This window comes from Xylophilus sp. ASV27 (assembly GCF_016428875.1).
Classification (GTDB): Bacteria; Pseudomonadota; Gammaproteobacteria; order Burkholderiales; family Burkholderiaceae_C; genus Xylophilus.
In genome coordinates, this window is the sequence record NZ_JAELTO010000011.1 from 1 (window position 1) to 21,516 (window position 21,516).

The window sequence follows — 21,516 nt, forward strand, 5'->3', positions numbered from 1 at the left end:
AGGAAGGCGTTCATCTGGCCGAGGGCGCGCTGCAGCTCGCCGAACTCGTCGCGCCGGGTGCTGACGATCTGCTGCGTCAGGTCGCCGGCGGAGATGGCATGGGCCAGGTCCACCGAGCGCGCCAGCGGGTCGCGGATGGAGCGCACCAGCAGCGCGGCGACGGCCATGCCCAGCAGCACCAGCACCAGCGCCCCGGCGCCGCCCGCGATGGCCAGCCGCCGGCCCGCGGCGGCGGCCTCGGCCGCGACCGTCTCCGAGCGCTCCTGCCGGATGCGCACGTAGTCCTCGATGGCCGCGAGATAGGCCAGCGCCGCCGGCCGGTAGGTGCCCTGCAGCTTGCCGACGACCACGGCGCCATCGCCGTCCTCCGCCGCCGCCAGCAGGACGCCCGTGCCCTCCTTCAGTTTGGCGGCCAGTTCGTCGATGCGCGCGAGTTGCGCGCGGCCGGTCTCGGTGTCCTCGGAGGCGCCCAACTTCTCGCGCAAATTCTGCATGGCGGCGGCGGCGTGGGCCTGCTCCTCCTTGAACAAGTCCGCCACCGTCGGGTCGGCGCTGAGCGCGCCGGCCATGGTCTTGGTGATGCTGACTTCCGTCAGCCCGCGCCACTGCAGGGCCTGGGCGATCAGGTCGTAGCGGGCGGCATCGGCATTGCGGGCCTGGGTCTGCCAGTAGGTCAGCGCGGCAATGGCCAGCATGGCCGCCAGCAGCAAGACGAACGCGCCCCAGACCTTGCGGGCGACCCGCATGTTTTCAAAGAAGCTCACGGTGGGGGGGGTTGTCTTGTGGCAAATAGAGGCTGTGGCCCCAATCGTGCCATGCAAGGGACATACCCGCATGCATTCACCGGCCGGAAGGCCGGCGCGACTGTAAGGCGCGCCGGGCGCCGGTGCCAATGCCGAAGCAGGACGGATCCATGCAAAAAATGCATCGGCATTCCTCGCATGGGCGGCGCGCGTCAGCTTGGCTCTTCGGCGCCTTCGGGCCAGTCGCGGATGTAGGCCTTGAGCATCTTGTTCTCGAAGTTCTGGCTGTCCACCACGGCCTTGGCGACGTCGTAGAAGCTGATCACGCCCATCAGCATCTTGCTGTCCATCACCGGCATGTAGCGCGCGTGGCGGTCCAGCATCATGCGGCGCACCTCGTCCAGTTCGGTCTCGGAGGTGCAGGTCAGGGGGTGGTCGTCCATGGCGGAGCGGACCAGGGTGGCGCCGACGCCGCCGCCGTTCTTCACGATGGTCTGGATGACTTCGCGGAAGGTGAGCATGCCCACCAGATCGCCCAGCTCCATCACGACCAGCGAGCCGATGTCGCGCTCGGACATGATGTTGATGGCCGAGGCAAGCGGTTCGTCGGGATTGACGGTGTAGAGCGTATTGCCCTTGACGCGCAGGATGTCGCTGACTTTCATGGGGGTCTCCGTGGGATAGCGCGAATTGAATATAGCCCACAATGCCCCCAACCGCGCACCCGGCGCGCGGACACGTGATTCACGAGGAGACTGCATTGCCCGGCTATTCCGACCCCGGCTTCGACACGCTCGCCCTGCACGCGGGCGCCGCGCCAGACCCTGCCACCGGCGCGCGCGCGGTGCCGATCCATCTCACCACGTCCTTCGTGTTCGATTCGAGTGAGCACGCGGCTTCGCTGTTCAACCTGGAGCGCCCGGGACACGTCTATTCGCGCATCAGCAACCCGACCAATGCGGTGCTGGAGCAGCGCGTGGCGGCGCTGGAGGGCGGCATCGGCGCGCTCGCCACGGCCAGCGGCCAGGCGGCGCTGCACCTCTCGGTGGCCACGCTGATGGGCGCGGGCAGCCACATCGTGGCCTCGACCGCGCTCTATGGCGGCTCGCAGAACCTGCTGCACTACACGCTGCGGCGTTTCGGCATTTCCACCACCTTCGTCAAGCCGGGCGACGTCGACGGCTGGCGCGCCGCCATCCGGCCCAACACCCGGCTGCTGTTCGGCGAGACGGTGGGCAACCCGGGCCTGGACGTGCTGGACATCCCCACCGTCTCGTCGATCGCCCACGAAGCCGGCGTGCCGCTGCTGGTGGACTCCACGCTGACTTCGCCCTGGCTGATCAAGCCCTTCGAGCATGGCGCGGACATCGTCTACCACTCGGCCACCAAGTTCCTGTCGGGCCATGGCACCGTGGTCGGCGGCGTCGTGGTCGACGGCGGCAGCTTCGACTGGGACCGGTCCGGGCGCTTTCCCGAGCTGACCCGGCCCTACGACGGCTTCCACGACATGGTGTTCGCCGAGGAAAGCACCGTAGGCGCCTTCCTGCTGCGTGCGCGCCGCGAGGGGCTGCGCGACTTCGGCGCCTGCATGAGCCCGCACACCGCCTGGCTGATCCTGCAGGGCATCGAGACGCTGCCGCTGCGCATGGAGCGCCATATGCGCAACACCGAGAAGGTGGTGCAGTTCCTGGCCGGCCACCCGCTGGTCGGCCGCGTGGGCCATCCGCTGCTCGAAAGCCATCCCTCGCACCAGCTCGCGCAAAAGCTGCTGCCGCGCGGCGCGGGCCCGGTGTTCAGCTTCGACCTCAAGGGCCATCGCGGGCAGGGCCGCGAGTTCATCGAAACGCTCAAGGTCTTCAGCCACCTGGCCAACGTGGGCGACTGCCGCAGCCTGGTCATCCACCCGGCCAGCACCACGCATTTCCGCATGAGCGACGAGGCGCTGGCCGACGCCGGCATCACCCAGGGCACGATCCGCCTGTCCATCGGCCTGGAAGATGCCGACGACCTGATCGACGACCTCAAGCGCGCCCTCAAGGCCGCCGAGAAGGCCGCATAAGCACACGGAAAGAGCGCATGAAGATCGACGTACAAGGCCACGCCCTCTACGCCTACACCGGCGGCAAGGCCTTCGACCCCGCCCAGCCCACGGCCATCCTGATCCACGGCGTGCTGGGCGACCACAGCGTCTGGGCGCTGCAGAGCCGCTACCTGGCGCACCACGGATGGAACGTGCTGGCGCTCGACCTGCCCGGCCACTGCAGGAGCGAGGGCGAGGCGCCCGAGAGCGTGGAGAGCGCCGCTCAGTGCATCGCCCACCTGATGGATGCGGCCGGCCTGCACAAGGCCGCGCTGATCGGCCACAGCTGGGGCAGCCTGATCGCCATGGAAGCGGCGGCACGGCTGGGCGTGCGCGTGAGCCACCTGGTGCTGGTGGGCACGGCCTTCCCGATGAAGGTCTCGCCCGCGCTGCTGGAGTCGGCGCTGAACACGCCCGAGCAGGCCATCCGCATGGTCAACACCTTCTCGCGCGCCACGCTGGCGCCACCGGGCGGTGCGGGCAGTTGGGTGTTCGGCGCCGGCATGGCGCTGGGCCGGCGCGTGCTGGCCAGCAATGCGCGCACCAACCTGCTGCACGCCGGCTTCAAGGCCTGCGACGGCTACGCGGGCGGCACGGCGGCGATGGCCGCGCTGCAGTGCCCGGTGCTGTTCGCGCTGGGCGAGCAGGACCAGATGACGCCGCCCAAGGCCGCGCAGGGCCTGATCGAGGCCGCCCGGGCCGCAGGGCGCGAGGTGCGCATCGCGAGCCTGCCCAGCGGCCACCACCAGATGAGCGAGGCGCCGGAGCAGACGCTGTTTGCGATCCGGGACTTTCTCGCACGATAGGCGCGAGCCCCGGGGCGCCGGAAAGCTGCTCTTGCTGACATCGGCGCCTTGCTGGCGCTGGGCGCATTGAAGAAAACACCCGGGGGTGGGCGCAGCACCGCCTATGAACCGGGGGATTCATCAAAATAGATAGCATCGAGCCCTAGAGTGGCGTGCTTTCCATGCATAAAGCAATAGGAACTTCAGATGGTTCCAGGGCTTTTAGCTCTGCTATCTATAGCACTTCAGCCAGCATCAACCGCTCCAGCCGGGCGTTTTCCCACAGTGGCTCGAGCGTGGGCGCGCGCGGCAGCAGCAGCCGGTGCACCAGGGGCGCGAGCGGGGTGCGCGCCGGGTCGGCCAGCAGCACGTTGCGCGAGGGCGCGTCGTCGGCCTGCTCGCGCAACTGGCCGGTCCAGTCCAGGGCGCTCAGGGTATCGAGCACAGGCCGCAGCTGCAGGGCGTCGATCCGCAGCGCCTGCGCCAGCTCCAGCGTGGTGCGCCCGGCGATGCCCGCCTGCTGCGCCTCGCGCAGTTGCTGCAGCACCTCGATCGCCAGCTGGAACTGCCAGCCGTGCGCCCCGGCGCGCCGGGCCACGCCGGCCAGCAGGCTGGGCAGGTAGGCGGCGATGACCGCGCCCAGCAGCACGATGACCCAGGCCATGTACATCCACACCAGCAGGATCGGCAAGGCCGCGAACGCGCCGTACAGCACCGAATAGGTCGGCACCGCCGCCACGTACAGGCCCAGCAGCTTCTTGCCGCCTTCGATGCAGAAGGCCACGAACAGGCCGCCGATCCAGGCGTGTCCCCACTTCACCCGGGTGTTGGGCACGTAGTGGTAGAGCGCGGCCATGCCGGCGGCCAGCAGCAGGAATTCGAGCGAACCCAGCAGCAGTTGCAGCCCGCCGGGCAGCCCCTCGACCACGCCGCGCGACTGCGAGACCGCGAACGAGGTGATGGACAGGCTCACGCCCAGCACCAGCGGCCCGAGCGTGATCGCGGCCCAGTAGATCAGCACCCGCTGCCCGAGCGGGCGCGGCCGGCGCACGCGCCAGATGGCGTTGAGCCGCTGGTCGATGGTGAGGATCAGCGCCAGCGCCGTCACCAGCAGGAAGGACAGCCCCGCCACCCCGAGCCGGCTCGCCTTGCTGGCGAACTGGGTCAGGTAGCCCAGCACCTGGCGCGCAATGCCCTCGGGCACCAGGCTGGCGATCAGCCAGCGCTGCAGTTGCTCCTGCACCTGGCTGAACATGGGAAACGCGGTGAACACCGCCAGCGCCACCGTGAAGAAGGGCACCAGCGCCAGCACCGTGGTGAAGGTCAGGCTGCCGGCCGTGAGCGCGAGCTGGTCCTCGCGGAAGCGCTCGCGCAGCGTGAGCGCGGTCACGCGCCAGGGGAAGCGGGAGAGGCCGCGCAGCAGCGTCCTGACCCGTGCGCGCAGGGCATGGATGCGCGAACGGCGCTGCAGGGGCGGGGGCTCTGACATGGTCTCGTATGATGCCATCGCCATGACCCGCCCCACCCCACCCGTACACCAGGCCGTGCGCCGCACCCGCTGGCTCGCCGTCGGCAGCCTGCTGGGCCTGATCGCGCTGTCGCTGGCGTGGGAGCTGGCGCTGGCGCCGCTGCGGCCGGGCGGCTCGTGGCTGGCGCTGAAGGCGCTGCCGCTGTGCATTCCGCTGGCGGGCCTGCTCAAGCACCGCATGTACACCTACCGCTGGGTGAGCCTGCTGGTGTGGCTGTACTTCACCGAAGGCGTGGTGCGCGCCTGGAGCGACCCGCCGCCCGGCAACTGGCTGGCCATGGCCGAGATCGTGCTGTGCCTGCTGCTGTTCCTGGCCTGCGCGCTGCACGTGCGGCTGCGCCTGCGCCACGCGCGGCAGGCCGCTGCGGCGGCGGCGCAGCCGGGGTAGTCCGTTTCTGACGAAAAGTGCCTCCAGCCCAGAATCCACCTGGGCTATAAGCTATATATTCGATAGCAAACCAAGCGCTGCCGCTCAGAGCCAGCCGGCGCGCCTGAAGCGGTAGTACAGATAGCCGCAAGTGCTGACGATCAGGCCCAGCGCCACGGCGTAGCCGTAGCGGAATTTCAACTCCGGCATGTGCTCGAAGTTCATGCCCCAGATGCCGGCGAAGGCGGTGCACACGGCGAAGATGCTGGCCCAGGCCGCCAGCCGCTTGGTGACCTCGCTTTCCTCGATGGTGACCATCGAGAGGTTCACCTGGATCGCCGTGCCGATGGTGTCGCGCATGGCGTCGATCGAGCCGTTGATGCGCCCCAGGTGGTCGCCCACGTCGCGGAAGTACTCCTGCGAGCTGGCGCAGACCTGCGGCGCGCGGCTGCCGTGCAGCTTGCCGGCCGCCTCCAGCAGCGGCGCCACCGCGCGCTTGAGGACCATGCTGCGCCGCTTCAGGTCGTAGAGCTGCTTGATCTTGTCGCGCGCCGCGCCGCCCTGGCCGAAGAGCTGCTGCTCGATGGATTCCAGCTCCACCTCCAGCGCGTCGATCACCGGGAAGTAGCGGTCCACCACCGCATCCATCAGCGCATACAGCACGAAGCCCGCGCCGTTGCGCAGCAGCTCGGGCTCGCGCTCGCAGCGCTCGCGCACGCCCAGGAAACCCTGCTGGCTGCGGTTGCGCACCGACAGCACGTAGTTGGCGCCGACGAAGACGTCGACCTCGCCCACATTGGCGCAGTGCTCGCCCTCGGCCGAGGGCTCGACCAGGTGCATCACCACGAACAGCGAATCGCCGTACTCCTCCACCTTCGGGCGCTGATGGCCGTGGTGCGCGTCCTCCACCGCCAGCGGGTGCAGGCCGAACTCCTGCTGCATCTCGCTCAGTTCCTCGTCCGAGGGATCGCGCAGCGCCACCCAGACGAAGCACCCCGGGCGGCTGATGTAGTCGCTGATGTCCTCGACCGAAATGTCGGCGAGCTTGGCACCGTTTTCGTACGCCACGCAGTTGATCAGCATCGGAACCCCACGAATTCGCTGTGAAAGGAGCCGCCGATGGTGCCACGCCCGCAGGCGCCCTACCGGTCCACGGTGATCTGCGCCGTCTTGATGATGCGCGCCCACTTCTCGCGTTCGGCATGCATGAAGTCGCCGAAGCGCTGCGCGCTGCCGCCGCCGTCCTCGGCGCCGAACTGATCGAGCCGCGCGATCACGTCCGGCATCGCCAGCACGGTGTTGACGTCCTTGTTCATGCGCGCGACCAGCGCCGGGGGCATGCGCGCCGGCCCGACCAGGCCGAACCAGATGCTGGCCTCGAACCCGTCGAACCCCGATTCCGCGAGCGTGGGCACGGCCGGGAAACTCCTGGAGCGCCGCAGGCGCGTCTGGGCAATCGCCGTCATCTTGCCGCCGCCGAGGTACTGCGCGGCGGTGGTCATGCCCTCGAAGCTGTACTGCACGTGCCCGCCGAGCATGTCGGTGACAAGCGGCGTGGAGCCCTTGTACGGCACGTGCAGCACGTCGATGCCGGCGCGCGCCTTGAACAGCTCCAGCGCCAGGTGCTGGGCCGAGCCGTTGCCGGCCGAGCCGAAGACGATCTTGCCGGGCTGGCTGCGGCACAGCGCGACCAGTCCGTCGAGCGTCCTGACCGGCTGGTCGCTGGCGCAGATCAGCATCTGCGGCGTGGCGCCGACCAGCGCAATCGGCGTGAAGTCGCGCTCGGCGGAATAGGGCAGGCCCGGCTGCAGCCCGGGCGCGATGCCGTGGCTGTTGATGTGCGCCATGAGCAGGGTCGCGCCGTCGGGCTCGGCACGCGCCACCTGCTCGGCCGCGATGATGCCGGCGGCGCCGGCCCGGTTGTCGACGAACACCGGAATGCCCCACGTCGCCCCCAGCTTCTGGCCCAGCAGCCGCGCCAGCACGTCGGTGCCGCCGCCGGGCGGAAAGCCGACGACGATGCGCACCGCGCTCCTGGGCATGGTCTGGCCGAACACGCCCGTGGCGCCCAGGCCGGCGGCAAGCGCGGCCCCCGCAAACAGTCTGCGTTGCATGGTTTGTCTCCTTGTGGTGAATCTCAAGCGGCGAGTGCCGCTGCGTTGGGCATGCAGAAGCCGCGGCCGTCGAGGCCCTCGGCCAGCTCCGCGCGCTGCGCGTCCTCGATCTCGACCAGCGGCGGACGCACGGCCGCCCAGCCGGCATCGCCCGTGAAGCGCGCGATGGTCGCCTTCATGGCCGCGATCATCGGCAGCTTCTGGAACACGGCGCGGGTTTCGTTCAGCGCTTGCTGCTTGTCCTCGGCGTCGGCGTCGCTCCAGTGCCGGTAGAGGTCGACGATGGCCGCCGGATTCACGTTGCCGGTCGCGGTGATGCAGCCCGCGCCGCCGCCGCGCAGGGTTGGCAGCAGTACCGTCTCGGTGCCGGCGAAGACGTCGAAGCCCCCGGGCTGGAACTCGCGCAGCAGGGCCTCGGTATTGCTCCAGTCGCCCGAACTGTCCTTGATGCCGGCCACCGTGTGCGGGTAGGCCCTGAGCAGGCGCTCGACCAGGCCCAGGCTGATGCCGACCTGCGCCACCGGCGGAATGTGGTAGAGGTAGACGCGCAGGCGCGCGTCGGCGACCGCATCGATCACCCGCGCGAAGCTGCGAAAGAGCCCTTCGTCCGACACCCCCTTGTAGTAGAACGGCGGCAGCATCAGCACCCCGGCGCAGCCCGCGGCCACGGCATGCCGCGTGAGCTCGATGGTGTCGCCGAGCGCGCAGGTGCCGGTGCCCGGCATCAGGCGCCCAGGCGCTATGCCCTCCTCCAGCAAGGCATCCAGCAAGGCGCGCTTTTCCTGCACGGTGAGTGAATTGGCCTCGGAATTGGTGCCGAAGACCGACAGCCCCACGCCCTGATCGAGCAGCCAGCGGCAATGCCTGACGAAGCGCGGCCGCGATGGCGCCAGATCGGCATCGAAGGGCGTGAGCACCGGCGACAGCACGCCGCGCAGCTTCTGCGCGCTCATCGCAGCACGCCCCATCGGCCGTACTGGCGCACCGCCTGCTCGTCGAAGCCAAAGCCCAGGCCCGGGCTCTGGTGCAGCACGACGCGGCCGTCGCGGTGGTCGAGCTGCCGGTCGATCAGGCGGCGGAAGTTCAGCACCTGGTCGTCGCGGAAGAATTCCACGTAGCGCGCGTTGGGCGTGGCGGCCACCAGCGGCGCATGCACGTCGTGGAACCAGTGCGGGCACATCACCACGCCGTAGCTGGCGGCGGTGGCGGCAATGCGCCTCCACTCGGTGATGCCGCCGCACACCAGTGCATCGGTCTGCAGGATCGAGGCGGCGCCCTTGTCGAGCAGTTCCTTGTGGTACCAGCGGCCGTAGCCGATCTCCGCCGTCGCCACCGGGACACGGGTCAGGCGGCCCAGCTTCGCATGGCTGTCGATGTCGTCGGGGCCGAAGGGCTCCTCGATGAAGTACGGGTCGTAGGCCTCGAAGCGGCGCATGTACTGCATCGCCTGCGTGGTGTCGGTCCAGCCGTTGTTGCAGTCCATCATCAGTTCGACGTCCGGCCCGACGGCGTCGCGCGCGGCCTTCAGCCGCGCCTCTTCCTCCTTGGGCGACAGGCGGCCGGTCTTCATCTTCACGGCCGTGAAGCCCTGCTCGACGTAGCCGGCCATCTCCTGGCCCAGCATGGCGGGCGTCTTGCCTTCGAGGTAGTAGCCGCCGCTGGCATAGGCCGGCACCGATTCGAGCTCGACCGCGCCCAGGTACTTGTGCAGCGGCAGCGCATGCGTCCTGGCGTTCAGGTCCCACAGCGCCGTGTCCAGCGCGCTGATGGCGCGCATGACGGTGCCCGAACGCCCCTGCAGCAGCGACTCCTGGTACATGGCGGCCCACAGCCCCTCGACGGCGTAGGAGTCCTTGCCGAGCAGCACCGGCGCCAGCAGTTGCTCGACCGCGGTGGTGAACAGCGCACCGGCGGCGCTGCCCACGTAGCAAAAGCCGATGCCCTCCACGCCATCATCGGAGCGGACCTTGACCAGCCCGTAGTGGCGCGTGCTGACGCTGCGCCCGGAGAACGAGGTGACGCGATCGAGCGCAACGGCGGCGGCGCAGAAATGGATGGATTGAATCTTCGGCAAGCTGATCTCCTGTGGTTGTCGCAGGAGATTCTGGGATCGTGCAAAGCAAAGAAAAATGCTTGTTTTGTATCTTCTGAAGAAGTAAATTATTTCTTTTATTGCAGGAGCGGCCGGTATGGATTCGCGTTTTCTGCAGAGCTTCGTGTCGGTGGTGGAGCTCGGCTCCATCGCCGAGGCGGCGCGCCATCTGGACATGACGCCGGCCACCATCGCGCAGCGCGTGCGGGCGCTGGAGGCGGACATCGGCAGCCAGCTCATCGTGCGCTCGGGGCGCACCGTCCGGCCGACGGTGGCCGGCACGCGCATCCTGGCGCGGGCGCGCAGCGTGCTGCGCGAGCTGCGCGACCTGCGCTCGGCCGCCTCCGACACAGAGCTGCCCGCCGGGCCGCTGCGGCTCGGCGCGATTCCCACCGGCCTGACCGGCATCCTGCCGCTGCTGCTGAAAGACTGGGTGCGGCGCCATCCGCAGATCGGGATCTACGTCGAACCCGGATCGAGCACAGCGCTGCATGGCCGCGTGATGGCAGGCGAGCTCGATGCCGCGATCCTGGTGCATCCGAGCTTCGATCTGCCCAAGACCAGCAGTTGGCACGCCTTGCGCCGCGAGCCGCTGGTGTTGCTGACGCCCGCGCGCATGAAGGTCGCCTCGGCGCTGGACACGATCGCGCGCGAACCCTTCATCCGCTACGACCGCCAGGTGGTCGGCGGCAAGATGGCCGACGACTATCTGCGACTGCTCGGCGTTCGCCCCAACGCCCGCGTCGAACTCGATGGCATCGAGTACATCGCCAAGCTGGTGGCAGAAGGGCTGGGCGTTTCGGTGCTGCCCGATTGGGCCGTGATCGGCACGCCCCACCGGGACCTGAAGAAATGGCCGCTGCCCCCGCCCTGCCCGGCCCGCACGGTGGGCCTGCTCTGGCAGCGCGCGACCGTGCGGGCGCCGCTGGTCGATGCGCTGGTGCAGATCGCGCGGCCCCATTTCGGGCGTCACGGCGACGCCGAATAAGTCCGCGCGCCAGCGCGGGGACTTGGTCGGCATTGCCTTAAGCTTGCCGTCCTGAACGGAGAGACCTTCCATGATTCCCGCCCTGCTCGAAGCCCTGCGCACCATCGTCGGTGACGCCCACGTGCTGACCCATCACCACGAGCCCGCCCTGGACCTGACCGCCTGGGAACAGGACTGGCGCAGGCGCGTGCGCGGCAAGGCGCTGGCGGTGGTGCGCCCGGGCAGCACGGCCGAGGTCGCGGCCGTGGTCAAGGCCTGCGCCGCCGCCGGCACGGCGCTGGTGCCGCAGGGCGGCAACACCGGTCTGGTGGTGGGCGGCACGCCCGACGACAGCGGCACGCAGGTGGTGCTGGCGCTGACGCGGCTCAATGCCGTGCGCGCCATCGACGCGGCCAACCTCACCATGACGGTGGAGGCCGGCTGCATCCTGCAGAACCTGCAGGATGCGGCCGCGCAGGCCGGCCTGCTGTTCCCGCTGAGCCTCGCTGCCGAAGGCAGCTGCACCATCGGCGGCAACCTGGCCACCAATGCCGGCGGCACGCAGGTGGTGCGCTACGGCAACGCACGCGAGCTGTGCCTGGGCCTGGAGGTGGTCACGGCGCAGGGCGAGGTCTGGGAGGGCCTGACCGGCCTGCGCAAGGACAACACCGGCTATGACCTGCGCGACCTGTTCATCGGCAGCGAGGGCACGCTGGGCGTCATCACCGCGGCCACCCTGAAGCTCTACCCGCAGCCCGCGGCCTCGCTCACCGCCTGGGCCGCCGTGCCTTCGCTGGCGCACGCGGTCACGCTGCTGGGCCTGGCGCACCGGCAGCTCGGCGCCGGCCTGACCGGCTTCGAGGTGATGGGCCAGTTCGCACTGAGCCTGGTCGGCAAGCACATGCCGCAATTGCGCGTGCCCTTCCTGGGCGACGAGGCCGCGCCTTACTGCGTGCTGCTCGAAAACTCCGACAGCGAATCCGAGGCGCACGCGCGCCAGCGCTTCGAGCAACTGCTGGAGACCGCCTTCGGGCAGGGCTGCGTCGGCGACGCCGTGGTGGCAGAGAACCTCTCTCAGGCGCAGCAGCTCTGGCACGTGCGCGAGAGCATCCCGCTGGCGCAGGCCGAGGAGGGCCTGAACGTGAAGCACGACGTGTCGATACCGGTGTCGCGCATCCCGGACTTCGTCGCCGCCACCGACGCGCTGCTGCAGCGCGAGATCCCCGGCGTGCGGCTGGTCAACTTCGGCCACCTGGGCGACGGCAACCTGCACTACAACGTGCAGGCCCCGGCCGACGGCGATGCCAAGGCCTTCCTGCGCGATTGCGAGGAGCGCGTGAACATGCTGGTCTACGAGTCGGTCGCCGCCTTCGGCGGCTCGATCTCGGCCGAGCACGGCGTGGGCGCGCTGAAGGTGGACAAGCTGCCCCACTTCAAGCCCGCGGTGGCGCTGGACATGATGCGCGCCATCAAGCGCGCGCTGGACCCACAGAACCTGCTGAACCCGGGGCGGGTGGTGGTGGCCTGATTCAGGCCGCGCGGATAGGGCTGCGCTCGACCACGGCGTGGAAGCGCGCCAGCATCCAGGGGTCGTTCTTCACGCCGGATTCGGCCTCCAGTATGTCCATGACGGCGCGGTGGCTGCGCGGCGGATGGTAGGGGCGCAGCGTCGACAGCGCCTCGTAGGCATCGGCCAGGTGCAACATGCGCGCCAGCGGCGGAATGGCCTCGCCACGCAGGCCGTCCGGGTAGCCGCTGCCGTCGACGGCTTCGTGGTGGTGGCGCACGACGGTGCCGATGCGCGCCAGGCTGTCCAGGCCGGAGGCCAGCAAGATGCGCTCCCCGATCACCGGATGGGCCTGCATCCTGGCCCAGTCCTCGCCCTGCGGCCGGCTGGGGCTGTGCAGCACCACGTCGGGCACGCCGATCTTGCCGATGTCGTGCAGCAGGGCGGCCAGGCGCAGGCATTCGAGCTCCGCGGCCGACAGCGCGCACTGTCGGCCGAGTTCCACCACCAGCGCGCTGACCCGGTCCGAATGGGTCCAGATGAGCGCATCCCGCGCTTCCAGCGCCTGGACCAGCACCTTCAGACAGAGCTGGACCTGCCCGGCTTCGTCCGGGGCTTTTTCATCGATTGCCATCATCCGCGTGTCATTCCGCCAGTGCCCTTGGGTGCGCAAGAAATGGGGATGCTATGCCATCGCGATTGCCATTGCCGCTGCCGTTGCCATTGCCGGCAGCCATGCGCATGTCCGCGCCTAAAATCAGGCGCATCCGCCGTCCGTCCACCGCCGCGTCGCCACGGCGATCCGCCTGCCATGCCATCCTCCACCGAATCCCGCCCCGTCCGCACCCAGTACGAGGACTTCGTGCGCCACGTCCTGGCGCATGGGGTGCAGAAGGGCGACCGCACCGGCACCGGCACCACCAGCGTGTTCGGCTACCAGATGCGCTTCGACCTGCGCGAGGGCTTCCCGCTGGTCACCACCAAGAAGGTGCACCTGCGCTCCATCATCCAGGAGCTGCTGTGGTTCCTGAGCGGCTCCAGCAACAACCACTGGCTGAGGGAGCGCGGCGTCACCATCTGGGACGAATGGGCGCGCGAGGACGGCAGCCTGGGCCCGGTCTACGGCGTGCAGTGGCGCAGCTGGCCGACGCCCGAGGGCGGCCACATCGACCAGATCGCGCAGGTGATCGACACGCTCAAGACCAACCCCGATTCGCGCCGCATCATCGTCAGCGCCTGGAACGTGGCCGAGCTGGACAAGATGGCGCTCATGCCCTGCCACGCCTTCTTCCAGTTCTACGTGGCCCCGCCGCAGGCCAGCGGCGAGCGCGGCAGGCTCAGTTGCCAGTTGTACCAGCGCAGCGCCGACATCTTCCTGGGCGTGCCCTTCAACATCGCCAGCTATGCGCTGCTGACCCACATGGTGGCGCAGCAGTGCGACCTGGACCTGGGCGACTTCATCTGGACCGGCGGCGACTGCCACATCTACAGCAACCACCGGGAACAGGTGGCGCTGCAGCTCGCGCGCGCGCCCTACCCTTACCCGACGCTGCACATCAAGCGCCGGCCGGACTCGATCTTCGACTACGCATACGAGGACTTCGAGGTGCTGGACTACCAGTGCCATCCGGCGATCAAGGCCCCGGTGGCGGTATGAGGCCACAGGGCTTGAGCGGCGCTGCCACCGCTTCGCCCCTGATCGCCAATATCCAGTCCCTGCGGTTCGTGGCGGCGTTCTGGGTGATGCTGCACCACATGCGCCCGCCCATCGCGCCATTCGCCGTCACCGGCGCGGCACGGCACGGCCGATTGCCGACATGGGCTTCGCGGGCCTGGACCTGTTCTTCGTGATCAGCGGCTTCATCATGGTGGAGACCACGCGCCACATGCCTTCCGGCAAGGTCGCTGGCGGGCTGCGCTTAGTCGGCGTTCGCTTTGCGCGCATCTACAGCGGTTGGTGGCCCTTCTTCTTCGTCTACTGGGCGGCCTACGCGACGACCCACCACCTGCGCCCGGAAAGACGCTGCTGCCCGGCTCGGCCTACCTGGCGCCCGTCGGCATCGCCGCCGCCACGGGGGCGACTCTGCTAGTCTCGTGGTGCACCACCGCTGGCTGGAGCGCCCGCTCTACGGCTTCATCAAAGGCAGGCTGGGCTGGCACCTGGGGCGATCGAAACTTCCAACCCGCCAAGCACCATGAAGGTCAACCTGATATTCGCCCGCGCCGCCAACGGCGTGATCGGCAAGGACAACGCCATGCCCTGGCACCTGCCCGAGGACATGGCGCATTTCCGCGCGCTGACCCAGGGCCATCCGGTGATCATGGGCCGGCGCACCTGGGACTCGCTGCCGGCGCGCTTCCGCCCCCTGCCGGGGCGCGCCAACATCGTCGTCACGCGCCAACAGGCTTGGAGCGAAAAAGGCGCGAATCCCGCATCCAGCCTTGGTTACGCGCTACGGTTATGTGAGCACGACGAGGAGGTGTGGGTGATCGGCGGCGCGCAGATCTACGCCCAGGCGCTGCCGCTGGCCGAGCGCGTGGAGGTGACCGAGATCCACCGCGACTTCGACGGCGACGCCCATGGGCCCACACTCGGCCCCGAGTGGCGCGAGACGGCGCGCGAGGCGCATGTGGCCGCCAGCGGCCTGCCCTTCAGCTTCGTGCGCTACGAGCGCGGCCTGTAGCCAGGCCGCCGCCGCGGCCCGGGCCGCGCAAGCTGATGCGGGGATGATGAAGGGTGGCCCGCCCTACTCCACCCGCAGCACGGCCTGCGGCTTGAAGCCCAGGTCGGCGACCTTGCCCTTGCGGCCGCGCGCGGCGCGGGCGTTGTTCAGGCTGCGGATCTCCAGCGTCTCCTCGCGCGGCTTGCCGCCGCGGCCCAGGCCCTCGATGCGCACGCTGCGGGTGTAGGCCGCCGCGCCGGCCAGGGTGTCCTTGGGTTCGAGGTCGATCAGCGTCAGGCCGCGGCCGCCCTTCTCCATGAGCTTCAACTCGCGGATCTCGAAGGTGAGGATGCGCCCGCCGGTGCTGGCGCAGGCCACGTGCGTGGCGGGCGCCAGCGTGCTGCCGGGCAGCATGGCCAGGCTCGGGCGGCACAGGGTTTCGCCCTCGCCCAGGGCGACGAAGGCCTTGCCGCCTTTCTGGCGCGACACCATGTTCTCGACGTTGGCGATGAAGCCGCAGCCGCCCGAGCCGGCCAGCAGCAGCGCCGCGCCCGCGGGCCCGGCGAAGTAGTGCGCGATCTGCGTGCCCGATTCGAGTTCGATCAGCGTGGTCACCGGCTGGCCGTCGCCGCGCGCGTTGGGCAGCGCGGCCACCGGCACCGAGTACACGCGGCCGTTGCTACCGAAGGCCAGCAGCAGGTCCACCGTGCGGCATTCGAAGGTGCCGTACAGGCCGTCGCCGGCCTTGAAGGCGAAGCCCGCGGCGTCATGCCCATGGCCGCCGCGCGCGCGCACCCAGCCCTTCTGCGACACGACCACGGTGACCGGCTCGTCCACCACGCGCACCTCGGCCACGGCGCGCTTGTCGGCCTGGATCAGGGTGCGGCGCGCGTCGGCGAACTGCTTCGCGTCGGCTTCGATCTCCTTGACCATGAGCCGGCGCAGCGCGGCCGGGCTGCCGAGGATTTCCTCGAGCTTCTTCTGCTCGTCGCGCAGCGTGGCCAGTTCCTGCTCGATCTTGATCGCCTCCAGCCGCGCGAGCTGGCGCAGGCGGATTTCCAGGATGTCCTCGGCCTGCCGGTCGGACAGGCGGAAGCGTTCGATCAGCGCGGCCTTGGGCTCGTCGGCCTGGCGGATGATGGCGATCACCTCGTCGATGTTGAGCAGCACGGTCTGCCGCCCTTCGAGGATGTGGATGCGGTCCAGCACCTTGTCCAGGCGGTGCTGCGAGCGGCGCTGCACCGTCTGCTGGCGGAATTCGATCCACTCCAGCAGCATCTGCCGCAGCGACTTCTGCACCGGCCGGCCGTCGAGCCCGACCATGGTCAGGTTGATCGGCGCGGAGGTCTCCAGCGAGGTCTGCGCCAGCAGCGTGCCGATGAGTTCGGCCTGCGGCGTCCTGCCGGTCTTGGGCTCGAACACCAGGCGCACCGGCGCGTCCTTGCTCGACTCGTCGCGCACGCCGTCGAGCACGCCCAGCAGCACGGCCTTCAACTGCGCCTGCTCGGCCGAGAGCGCCTTCTTGCCGGCCTTGACCTTGGGGTTGGTCAGCTCCTCGATCTCCTCCAGCACGCGCTGCGCGCTGACGCCCGGCGGCAGCTCGGTGACGACCAGGTTCCACTGGCCGCGCGCAAGCTCCTCGATCTTCCAGCGCGCGCGCACCTTGAGGCTGCCGCGGCCGCTGCGGTAGGCGTCGGCGATGTCCGAGGCGGCGCTGATGATCTGGCCGCCGCCCGGGTAGTCGGGGCCCGGCACCAGCGCGAACAGTTCCTCGTCCGGCATCTGCGGCGTCTTGATCAGGGCCACGCAGGCGTCGGCGATCTCGCGCAGGTTGTGGCTCGGGATCTCGGTGGCCAGGCCCACGGCGATGCCCGAGGCGCCATTGAGCAGCGTGAACGGCAGGCGCGCGGGCAACTGCCGGGGTTCTTCGGTGCTGCCGTCGTAGTTGGGAATGAAGTCGACCGTGCCCTGGTCGATTTCCTCCAGCAGCAGGCGCGTGATCTTGGCCAGGCGCGCCTCGGTGTAGCGCATGGCCGCGGCGCCGTCGCCGTCGCGGCTGCCGAAGTTGCCCTGGCCGTCGATCAGCGGGTAGCGCTGGCTGAAGTCCTGCGCCATGCGCACCAGCGCGTCGTAGGCGGCCTGGTCGCCGTGCGGATGGAAGCGGCCCAGCACGTCGCCCACCACGCGCGCGCTCTTGACCGGCTTGGCCCCGCTGGCCGCATTGGCGCCGGTGAAGCCCAGGCCCATGCGCTCCATGGAATACAGGATGCGGCGCTGCACCGGCTTCTGGCCGTCGCAGACGTCGGGCAAGGCGCGGCCCTTGACCACCGACAGCGCGTACTCCAGGTAGGCGCGCTGGGCGTAGGCCCCGAGGTCGGGGGATTCGTCGGGATCGCGCGGGCGGGCGAGGTCGAGGGGGGCTTGGTCGCTCATCGGGTGGCAATCAGGGGAAAAATGCGCCAGTGCTGGCCGCGCACTTCAAAAAACATAGCATGAAACCCAGGATATTCCTGGGCTGCAGTCCTATTTGGCTCAAAATCAGGACTCTGGCATGGCGGACAGGCTCAGACGTCGATCTCCACCGCATCGCCGTGCAGCTCCATCAGCTCGCGGCGCGCGGCCGCCTCGCCCTTGCCCATGAGCTTGGTGATGAGCTGCTCGGTCTGCAGGAAGTCCATGGCCCCGAGCTGCACCGGCAGCAGGCGGCGCGTGTCGGGGTTGAGCGTGGTCTCCCACAACTGCTCCGCATTCATCTCGCCCAGCCCCTTGAAGCGGCTGATGGTCCAGGCGTTTTCCTTGACGCCTTCCTTGCGCAGCTTGTCGAGCGTGGCGCTGAGTTCGCCCTCGTCCAGCGCATAGACCTTGGCGGCCGGCTTCTTGCCGCGCGCCGGCGCGTCGATGCGAAACAGCGGCGGCCGCGCCACGTAGACGTGGCCGGCCTCGATCAGCTTGGGGAAGTGGCGGAAGAACAGCGTGAGCAGCAGCACCTGGATGTGCGAGCCGTCCACGTCGGCGTCCGACAGGATGCAGACCTTGCCATAGCGCAGGCCGGATAGGTCCGGCGTGTCGTTCGGGCCGTGCGGATCGACGCCGATGGCCACCGCGATGTCATGGATCTCGGTGTTGGCGAACAGCCGGTCGCGCTCCACCTCCCAGGTGTTGAGCACCTTGCCGCGCAGCGGCAGGATGGCCTGGCTCTCCTTGTCGCGGCCCATCTTGGCGCTGCCGCCGGCGGAGTCGCCCTCGACCAGGAAGACTTCGTTGTGGGCGATGTCGCGGCTCTCGCAGTCGGTGAGCTTGCCGGGCAGCACGGCCACACCGGAACCCTTGCGCTTCTCGACCTTCTGGCCGGCCTTCTGCCGGGTCTGCGCGGCCTTGATGGCGAGTTCGGCCAGCTTCTTGCCGTAGTCCACGTGCTGGTGCAGCCACAGCTCCAGCGCCGGACGCACGAAGCCGGACACCAGCCGCACCGCATCGCGCGAATTGAGCCGCTCCTTGATCTGGCCCTGGAACTGCGGGTCCAGCACCTTGGCCGAGAGAACATAGCTGGCGCGCGCGAACACGTCTTCGGGCAGCAGCTTCACGCCCTTGGGCAGCAGCGCGTGCAGCTCGATGAAGCTCTTGACCGCGTTGAACAGCCCGTCGCGCAGGCCGCTTTCATGCGTGCCGCCGGCGCTGGTCGGGATCAGGTTGACGTAGCTCTCGCGCACCGGCGCGCCGTCTTCGGTGAAGCCCACGCACCAGGCCGCGCCCTCGCCCTCGGCAAAGCTCTCGTGCTGGCGGTCGGCGAAGCCCTCGCCCTCGAACAGCGGGATCACCGGGTCGGCGTTGAGCGTCTGCATCAGGTAGTCGCGCAGGCCGCCCTTGTACTGCCAGGTCTGCGTCTCGCGGGTCTTCTCGACCAGCAGCGAGACCGTGACGCCGGGCATCAGCACCGCCTTGCTGCGCAGCAGGTGGGTGAGTTCGCCCATGGGCAGCGCGGCGGATTCGAAGTACTTGGCGTCGGGCCAGACCCGCACCGTCGTGCCCTGCTTGCGGTCGCCCTCGCCCGAGGGGCGCGTGACCAGCGGCTCGACCACGTCGCCACCGCTGAACACCAGGCGCGCGGCCTGGCCTTCGCGGTAGGAAGTGGCCTCCAGCCGGGTGGACAGCGCATTGGTGACCGACACGCCGACGCCATGCAGGCCGCCCGAGAAGCTGTAGGCGCCGCCCGAGCCCTTGTCGAACTTGCCGCCGGCATGCAGGCGGGTGAAGACCAGCTCGATCACGGGCGCGTTTTCCTCCGGGTGCAGGCCGAACGGGATGCCGCGGCCGTCGTCCTCGACGCTGACCGAGCCGTCCGCATGCAGCGTGACCTTGATCTTCTTGCCATGGCCCGCCAGCGCCTCGTCGGCCGCGTTGTCGATCACCTCCTGCACGATGTGCAGGGGGTTGTCGGTGCGGGTGTACATGCCCGGGCGTTGTTTGACCGGCTCCAGTCCCTTGAGGACGCGGATGGAGCTTTCGGAATAGACGGGTGGAGTTGCCATGGGTGCGGATTGTAGTGAGCAGATACTGGATGCTCGTACAGCCTCGACCAGGAACCATCGCCGGCACCGCGAACGCGGGACCCGCGCGCGGCGCGGGGCGGCCGGACATTGATGCGCAGCCATCATCGGTTCGGGCCGAAAATGTCACCAATCCGGGTACACGCCCCTCTGCCGCACTGCAGCGCATCTGGCTACATTCAAGTGATGTCCGCAACCGTCCCCGCCCCGTCCCTGTCGCTCGGCCGCGTGCTGCTCTGCGGCGCGGCCATCGTCACCCTGTCCATGGGCGTGCGCCACGGTTTCGGCCTCTGGCTGCAGCCGGTGACGCAGGAGATGGGCTGGTCGCGGCAGAGCTTTTCCTTCGCCATCGCGGTGCAGAACATCGCCTGGGGCGTGTTCGGCATCTTCGCCGGCATGGTGGCCGACCGCTTCGGCGCGTTCCGGGTGCTGATCGCGGGCGCCGTGCTGTATTCGCTCGGGCTGGCCGGCATGGCCCTGTCGCCCACGCCGCTGCTGTTCGCCCTGAGCGCGGGGATCACCATCGGCGCGGCCCAGGCCGGCACGACCTATGCCGTGATCTACGGCATCCTGGGCCGGCAGATCCCGGCTGAAAAGCGCTCCTGGGCCATGGGCTTGACCGCGGCGGCGGGCTCCTTCGGCCAGTTCCTGATGGTGCCGGTGGAGGGCCAGCTGATCGCCCAGCTCGGCTGGCACCAGGCGCTGCTGGCGCTCGCGGCGATGGTGCTGCTGATCGTGCCGCTGGCCTTCTGCCTGCGCGAACCCGGGTTCGGCAAGGGCAGCGTGCGGCCGGCGCGCGAGCAGACCATCACCCAGGCGCTCGGCGAAGCCTTCCGCTACCGCAGCTTCCTGCTGCTGACGGCCGGCTACTTCGTCTGCGGCTTCCAGGTGGTGTTCATCGGCGTGCACATGCCCAGCTACCTGCGCGACCAGGGCCTGCCGCCGCAGGTCGCCAGCTACGCGCTGGCGCTGATCGGGCTGTTCAACGTGTTGGGCACCTACATCGCGGGCTCGCTCGGCCAGCGGCTGGCCAAGCGCCACATCCTGTCCTTCATCTATGCGGCGCGGGCGGTGGCGATCACGGTGTTCCTGCTGGTCCCGGTGACGCCCATGAGCGTCTACATCTTCTCCGCCGTGATGGGCACGCTGTGGCTGTCCACCATACCGCCCACCAACGCGGCGGTGGCGCAGATCTTCGGGGTGCAGCATCTGTCGACGCTCAGCGGCTTCATCTTCCTATCGCACCAACTCGGCTCCTTCCTCGGGGTGTGGCTGGGCGGTCTGCTGTATGACCGGACCGGCAGCTACGACGTGGTCTGGAAGATCTCGATCGCGCTCGGCGTGTTCGCCGCGCTGGTGAACCTGCCGGTGCGCGAGGAGCCGATCCGCCGGCCGCTGGCCCGCACGGAGCCGGCCCGATGAGGCTGCAGCGCCGCGCCACGCAGGTGGCCGCCTATGCCGCGGCCCTCGCCGCGCTGGGGGCGGTGTTCGCGCTGTACATCCGCCCCGACTTCCTGGTGCTGCTGGCAGACCGGGTGTGGGCCTGCTTCTGATGCCGGAGCCGGCGGCGGCGCCCTCGGACTGGATCCTGCGCTGGGCGCATCTGGTGCCGGCGCGCGGGGCGGTGCTCGACGTCGCCTGCGGCAGCGGCCGGCACCTGCGCTGGTTTCATGCAAGAAATCATCCTGTAGCCGGCGTGGATATTAGGCATGACGCTATTAATAGCGTAGCAAATCTCGGTGAAATGTTGCAGGCCGACATCGAGGCCGGCCCGTGGCCTTTCGCCGGGCGCCGCTTTGCCGGGGTGGTGGTCACCAACTATCTCTGGCGCCCCTTGCTGCCCGCCATCGTCGAGTGCGTCGCGCCGGACGGCGTGCTGCTGTACGAGACTTTCTCCGCCGGCAACGCGGCCTACGGCCGGCCGTCGCGGCCGGAATTCCTGCTGCGGCCGGGCGAACTGCTGCAGGCCTGCGCCGGCCTGCGCGTGGTCGCCTACGAGGACGGTTTCCTGCCTCTGCCCTCGCCGCGCTGCGTGCAGCGCATCGCCGCCGTGCGCCTGGCGGATGACGCGACGCCCGCGCTGGTGTGAAGGCGGGAACCAAGCCGCGCGGCCGCGGCTCCAT

Annotated in this window: 21 protein-coding genes; 11 read left to right on the top strand and 10 right to left on the bottom strand. The window is 69.3% G+C overall.

Annotated elements, in window-relative coordinates; translation table 11 throughout:
• Positions 1–764, bottom strand: a 764-nt coding sequence (locus JHD63_RS24945) for an MCP four helix bundle domain-containing protein (RefSeq protein ID WP_198969407.1), incomplete at its 3' end; no start/stop codon positions are given.
• 191 nt (positions 765–955) lie between these two features.
• The gene (locus tag JHD63_RS04015) at positions 956–1,408 is read right to left on the bottom strand and encodes a CBS domain-containing protein (protein ID WP_198969409.1); all 453 of its coding nucleotides are present in this window, start codon (positions 1,406–1,408) and stop codon (positions 956–958) included.
• A 95-nt stretch (positions 1,409–1,503) separates the two neighbouring features.
• Between JHD63_RS04015 and JHD63_RS04020 the strand changes: the two genes are divergently transcribed.
• Both JHD63_RS04020 and JHD63_RS04025 read left to right on the top strand, forming a co-directional pair.
• A complete protein-coding gene (locus JHD63_RS04020) occupies positions 1,504–2,802 on the top strand; it encodes an O-acetylhomoserine aminocarboxypropyltransferase (RefSeq protein ID WP_198969411.1) in 1,299 nt (432 codons plus the stop codon).
• A 17-nt stretch (positions 2,803–2,819) separates the two neighbouring features.
• Positions 2,820–3,629: an alpha/beta fold hydrolase gene (locus JHD63_RS04025; RefSeq protein WP_198969413.1), complete on the top strand. Its 810-nt coding sequence runs from the start codon at positions 2,820–2,822 to the stop codon at positions 3,627–3,629.
• A 214-nt stretch (positions 3,630–3,843) separates the two neighbouring features.
• On the opposite strand, the gene JHD63_RS04030 is transcribed toward JHD63_RS04025, so the two are convergent.
• The gene (locus tag JHD63_RS04030; RefSeq protein WP_198969415.1) at positions 3,844–5,097 is read right to left on the bottom strand and encodes a YihY family inner membrane protein; all 1,254 of its coding nucleotides are present in this window, start codon (positions 5,095–5,097) and stop codon (positions 3,844–3,846) included.
• A gap of 22 nt (positions 5,098–5,119) precedes the next feature.
• Here JHD63_RS04030 and JHD63_RS04035 point away from each other — a divergent pair, with 22 nt between their 5' ends.
• Positions 5,120–5,524 (top strand): DUF2069 domain-containing protein, encoded by a 405-nt coding sequence (locus JHD63_RS04035; protein WP_198969417.1) that lies wholly within the window; start codon positions 5,120–5,122, stop codon positions 5,522–5,524.
• Between the two features lie 84 nt (positions 5,525–5,608).
• Here the strand turns inward: JHD63_RS04035 and corA are convergent, their stop codons facing one another.
• From corA to JHD63_RS04055, 4 genes are read right to left on the bottom strand one after another with little or no spacing between them, the layout of a single operon-like run.
• Entirely contained in the window at positions 5,609–6,586 is a 978-nt protein-coding gene (gene corA, locus JHD63_RS04040; RefSeq protein WP_198969419.1) for a magnesium/cobalt transporter CorA, read from the bottom strand.
• Between the two features lie 59 nt (positions 6,587–6,645).
• Entirely contained in the window at positions 6,646–7,617 is a 972-nt protein-coding gene (locus JHD63_RS04045) for a tripartite tricarboxylate transporter substrate binding protein (RefSeq protein WP_198969421.1), read from the bottom strand.
• A 23-nt stretch (positions 7,618–7,640) separates the two neighbouring features.
• A complete protein-coding gene (locus JHD63_RS04050; RefSeq protein WP_198969423.1) occupies positions 7,641–8,570 on the bottom strand; it encodes a dihydrodipicolinate synthase family protein in 930 nt (309 codons plus the stop codon).
• The gene (locus JHD63_RS04055) at positions 8,567–9,691 is read right to left on the bottom strand and encodes a mandelate racemase/muconate lactonizing enzyme family protein (protein ID WP_198969424.1); all 1,125 of its coding nucleotides are present in this window, start codon (positions 9,689–9,691) and stop codon (positions 8,567–8,569) included. The genes JHD63_RS04050 and JHD63_RS04055 overlap by 4 nt, the downstream gene beginning before the upstream one ends.
• A gap of 115 nt (positions 9,692–9,806) precedes the next feature.
• Between JHD63_RS04055 and JHD63_RS04060 the strand changes: the two genes are divergently transcribed.
• Together JHD63_RS04060 and JHD63_RS04065 are read left to right on the top strand one after the other, a co-directional pair.
• On the top strand, positions 9,807–10,697 hold the full coding sequence (locus tag JHD63_RS04060) for a LysR family transcriptional regulator (RefSeq protein WP_198969426.1): 891 nt from the start codon (positions 9,807–9,809) through the stop codon (positions 10,695–10,697).
• Between the two features lie 70 nt (positions 10,698–10,767).
• On the top strand, positions 10,768–12,204 hold the full coding sequence (locus tag JHD63_RS04065; protein ID WP_198969428.1) for an FAD-binding oxidoreductase: 1,437 nt from the start codon (positions 10,768–10,770) through the stop codon (positions 12,202–12,204).
• A gap of 1 nt (position 12,205) precedes the next feature.
• Here JHD63_RS04065 and JHD63_RS04070 read toward each other — a convergent pair whose 3' ends face one another.
• Positions 12,206–12,817 carry an HD-GYP domain-containing protein gene (locus tag JHD63_RS04070; RefSeq protein WP_198969429.1) on the bottom strand — a complete coding sequence of 204 codons (612 nt, stop codon included), beginning with the start codon at positions 12,815–12,817 and terminating at the stop codon, positions 12,206–12,208.
• Positions 12,818–12,994: 177 nt separating this feature from the next.
• Between JHD63_RS04070 and JHD63_RS04075 the strand changes: the two genes are divergently transcribed.
• The 3 genes from JHD63_RS04075 (at position 12,995) to JHD63_RS04085 (ending at position 14,867) form a co-directional block, all read left to right on the top strand.
• Positions 12,995–13,840: a thymidylate synthase gene (locus tag JHD63_RS04075; RefSeq protein ID WP_198969431.1), complete on the top strand. Its 846-nt coding sequence runs from the start codon at positions 12,995–12,997 to the stop codon at positions 13,838–13,840.
• A 160-nt stretch (positions 13,841–14,000) separates the two neighbouring features.
• A complete protein-coding gene (locus tag JHD63_RS04080; protein ID WP_198969433.1) occupies positions 14,001–14,273 on the top strand; it encodes a hypothetical protein in 273 nt (90 codons plus the stop codon).
• Between the two features lie 105 nt (positions 14,274–14,378).
• Positions 14,379–14,867 carry a dihydrofolate reductase gene (locus JHD63_RS04085; RefSeq protein ID WP_198969435.1) on the top strand — a complete coding sequence of 163 codons (489 nt, stop codon included), beginning with the start codon at positions 14,379–14,381 and terminating at the stop codon, positions 14,865–14,867.
• Between the two features lie 63 nt (positions 14,868–14,930).
• Here the strand turns inward: JHD63_RS04085 and parC are convergent, their stop codons facing one another.
• Both parC and JHD63_RS04095 read right to left on the bottom strand, forming a co-directional pair.
• A complete protein-coding gene (gene parC / locus JHD63_RS04090; RefSeq protein ID WP_198969437.1) occupies positions 14,931–17,279 on the bottom strand; it encodes a DNA topoisomerase IV subunit A in 2,349 nt (782 codons plus the stop codon).
• A gap of 131 nt (positions 17,280–17,410) precedes the next feature.
• Positions 17,411–19,375: a DNA topoisomerase IV subunit B gene (locus tag JHD63_RS04095; protein ID WP_198969439.1), complete on the bottom strand. Its 1,965-nt coding sequence runs from the start codon at positions 19,373–19,375 to the stop codon at positions 17,411–17,413.
• Between the two features lie 204 nt (positions 19,376–19,579).
• Between JHD63_RS04095 and JHD63_RS04100 the strand changes: the two genes are divergently transcribed.
• Genes JHD63_RS04100 through JHD63_RS04105 form a run of 3 tightly spaced genes read left to right on the top strand, consistent with a single transcriptional unit; the run spans position 19,580 to position 21,482 of the window.
• On the top strand, positions 19,580–20,815 hold the full coding sequence (locus tag JHD63_RS04100) for an MFS transporter (RefSeq protein WP_198969441.1): 1,236 nt from the start codon (positions 19,580–19,582) through the stop codon (positions 20,813–20,815).
• Positions 20,812–20,946: a hypothetical protein gene (locus tag JHD63_RS24530; RefSeq protein ID WP_255519249.1), complete on the top strand. Its 135-nt coding sequence runs from the start codon at positions 20,812–20,814 to the stop codon at positions 20,944–20,946. Before JHD63_RS04100 ends, JHD63_RS24530 begins: the two co-directional genes overlap by 4 nt.
• Positions 20,946–21,482, top strand: coding sequence for a class I SAM-dependent methyltransferase (locus tag JHD63_RS04105; RefSeq protein ID WP_198969503.1), 537 nt, complete (start codon positions 20,946–20,948; stop codon positions 21,480–21,482). The genes JHD63_RS24530 and JHD63_RS04105 overlap by 1 nt, the downstream gene beginning before the upstream one ends.
• The last annotated feature ends 34 nt before the right edge of the window (positions 21,483–21,516 follow it).

Excerpts from the sequence above, each read along its gene's own strand:
- JHD63_RS04050 (WP_198969423.1), bottom strand. The coding sequence starts at position 8,570 with ATGAGCGCGCAGAAGCTGCGCGGCGTGCTGTCGCCGGTGCTCACGCCC.
- JHD63_RS04025 (WP_198969413.1), top strand. The coding sequence starts at position 2,820 with ATGAAGATCGACGTACAAGGCCACGCCCTCTACGCCTACACCGGCGGC.
- JHD63_RS04070 (WP_198969429.1), bottom strand. The coding sequence starts at position 12,817 with ATGGCAATCGATGAAAAAGCCCCGGACGAAGCCGGGCAGGTCCAGCTC.
- JHD63_RS04105 (WP_198969503.1), top strand. The coding sequence starts at position 20,946 with ATGCCGGAGCCGGCGGCGGCGCCCTCGGACTGGATCCTGCGCTGGGCG.
- JHD63_RS04080 (WP_198969433.1), top strand. The coding sequence starts at position 14,001 with ATGGGCTTCGCGGGCCTGGACCTGTTCTTCGTGATCAGCGGCTTCATC.
- JHD63_RS04100 (WP_198969441.1), top strand. The coding sequence starts at position 19,580 with ATGTCCGCAACCGTCCCCGCCCCGTCCCTGTCGCTCGGCCGCGTGCTG.
- JHD63_RS04035 (WP_198969417.1), top strand. The coding sequence starts at position 5,120 with ATGACCCGCCCCACCCCACCCGTACACCAGGCCGTGCGCCGCACCCGC.
- JHD63_RS04015 (WP_198969409.1), bottom strand. The coding sequence starts at position 1,408 with ATGAAAGTCAGCGACATCCTGCGCGTCAAGGGCAATACGCTCTACACC.
- JHD63_RS24530 (WP_255519249.1), top strand. The coding sequence starts at position 20,812 with ATGAGGCTGCAGCGCCGCGCCACGCAGGTGGCCGCCTATGCCGCGGCC.
- JHD63_RS04065 (WP_198969428.1), top strand. The coding sequence starts at position 10,768 with ATGATTCCCGCCCTGCTCGAAGCCCTGCGCACCATCGTCGGTGACGCC.
- JHD63_RS04060 (WP_198969426.1), top strand. The coding sequence starts at position 9,807 with ATGGATTCGCGTTTTCTGCAGAGCTTCGTGTCGGTGGTGGAGCTCGGC.
- JHD63_RS04045 (WP_198969421.1), bottom strand. The coding sequence starts at position 7,617 with ATGCAACGCAGACTGTTTGCGGGGGCCGCGCTTGCCGCCGGCCTGGGC.
- parC (WP_198969437.1), bottom strand. The coding sequence starts at position 17,279 with ATGAGCGACCAAGCCCCCCTCGACCTCGCCCGCCCGCGCGATCCCGAC.
- corA (WP_198969419.1), bottom strand. The coding sequence starts at position 6,586 with ATGCTGATCAACTGCGTGGCGTACGAAAACGGTGCCAAGCTCGCCGAC.
- JHD63_RS04085 (WP_198969435.1), top strand. The coding sequence starts at position 14,379 with ATGAAGGTCAACCTGATATTCGCCCGCGCCGCCAACGGCGTGATCGGC.
- JHD63_RS04030 (WP_198969415.1), bottom strand. The coding sequence starts at position 5,097 with ATGTCAGAGCCCCCGCCCCTGCAGCGCCGTTCGCGCATCCATGCCCTG.
- JHD63_RS04095 (WP_198969439.1), bottom strand. The coding sequence starts at position 19,375 with ATGGCAACTCCACCCGTCTATTCCGAAAGCTCCATCCGCGTCCTCAAG.
- JHD63_RS04075 (WP_198969431.1), top strand. The coding sequence starts at position 12,995 with ATGCCATCCTCCACCGAATCCCGCCCCGTCCGCACCCAGTACGAGGAC.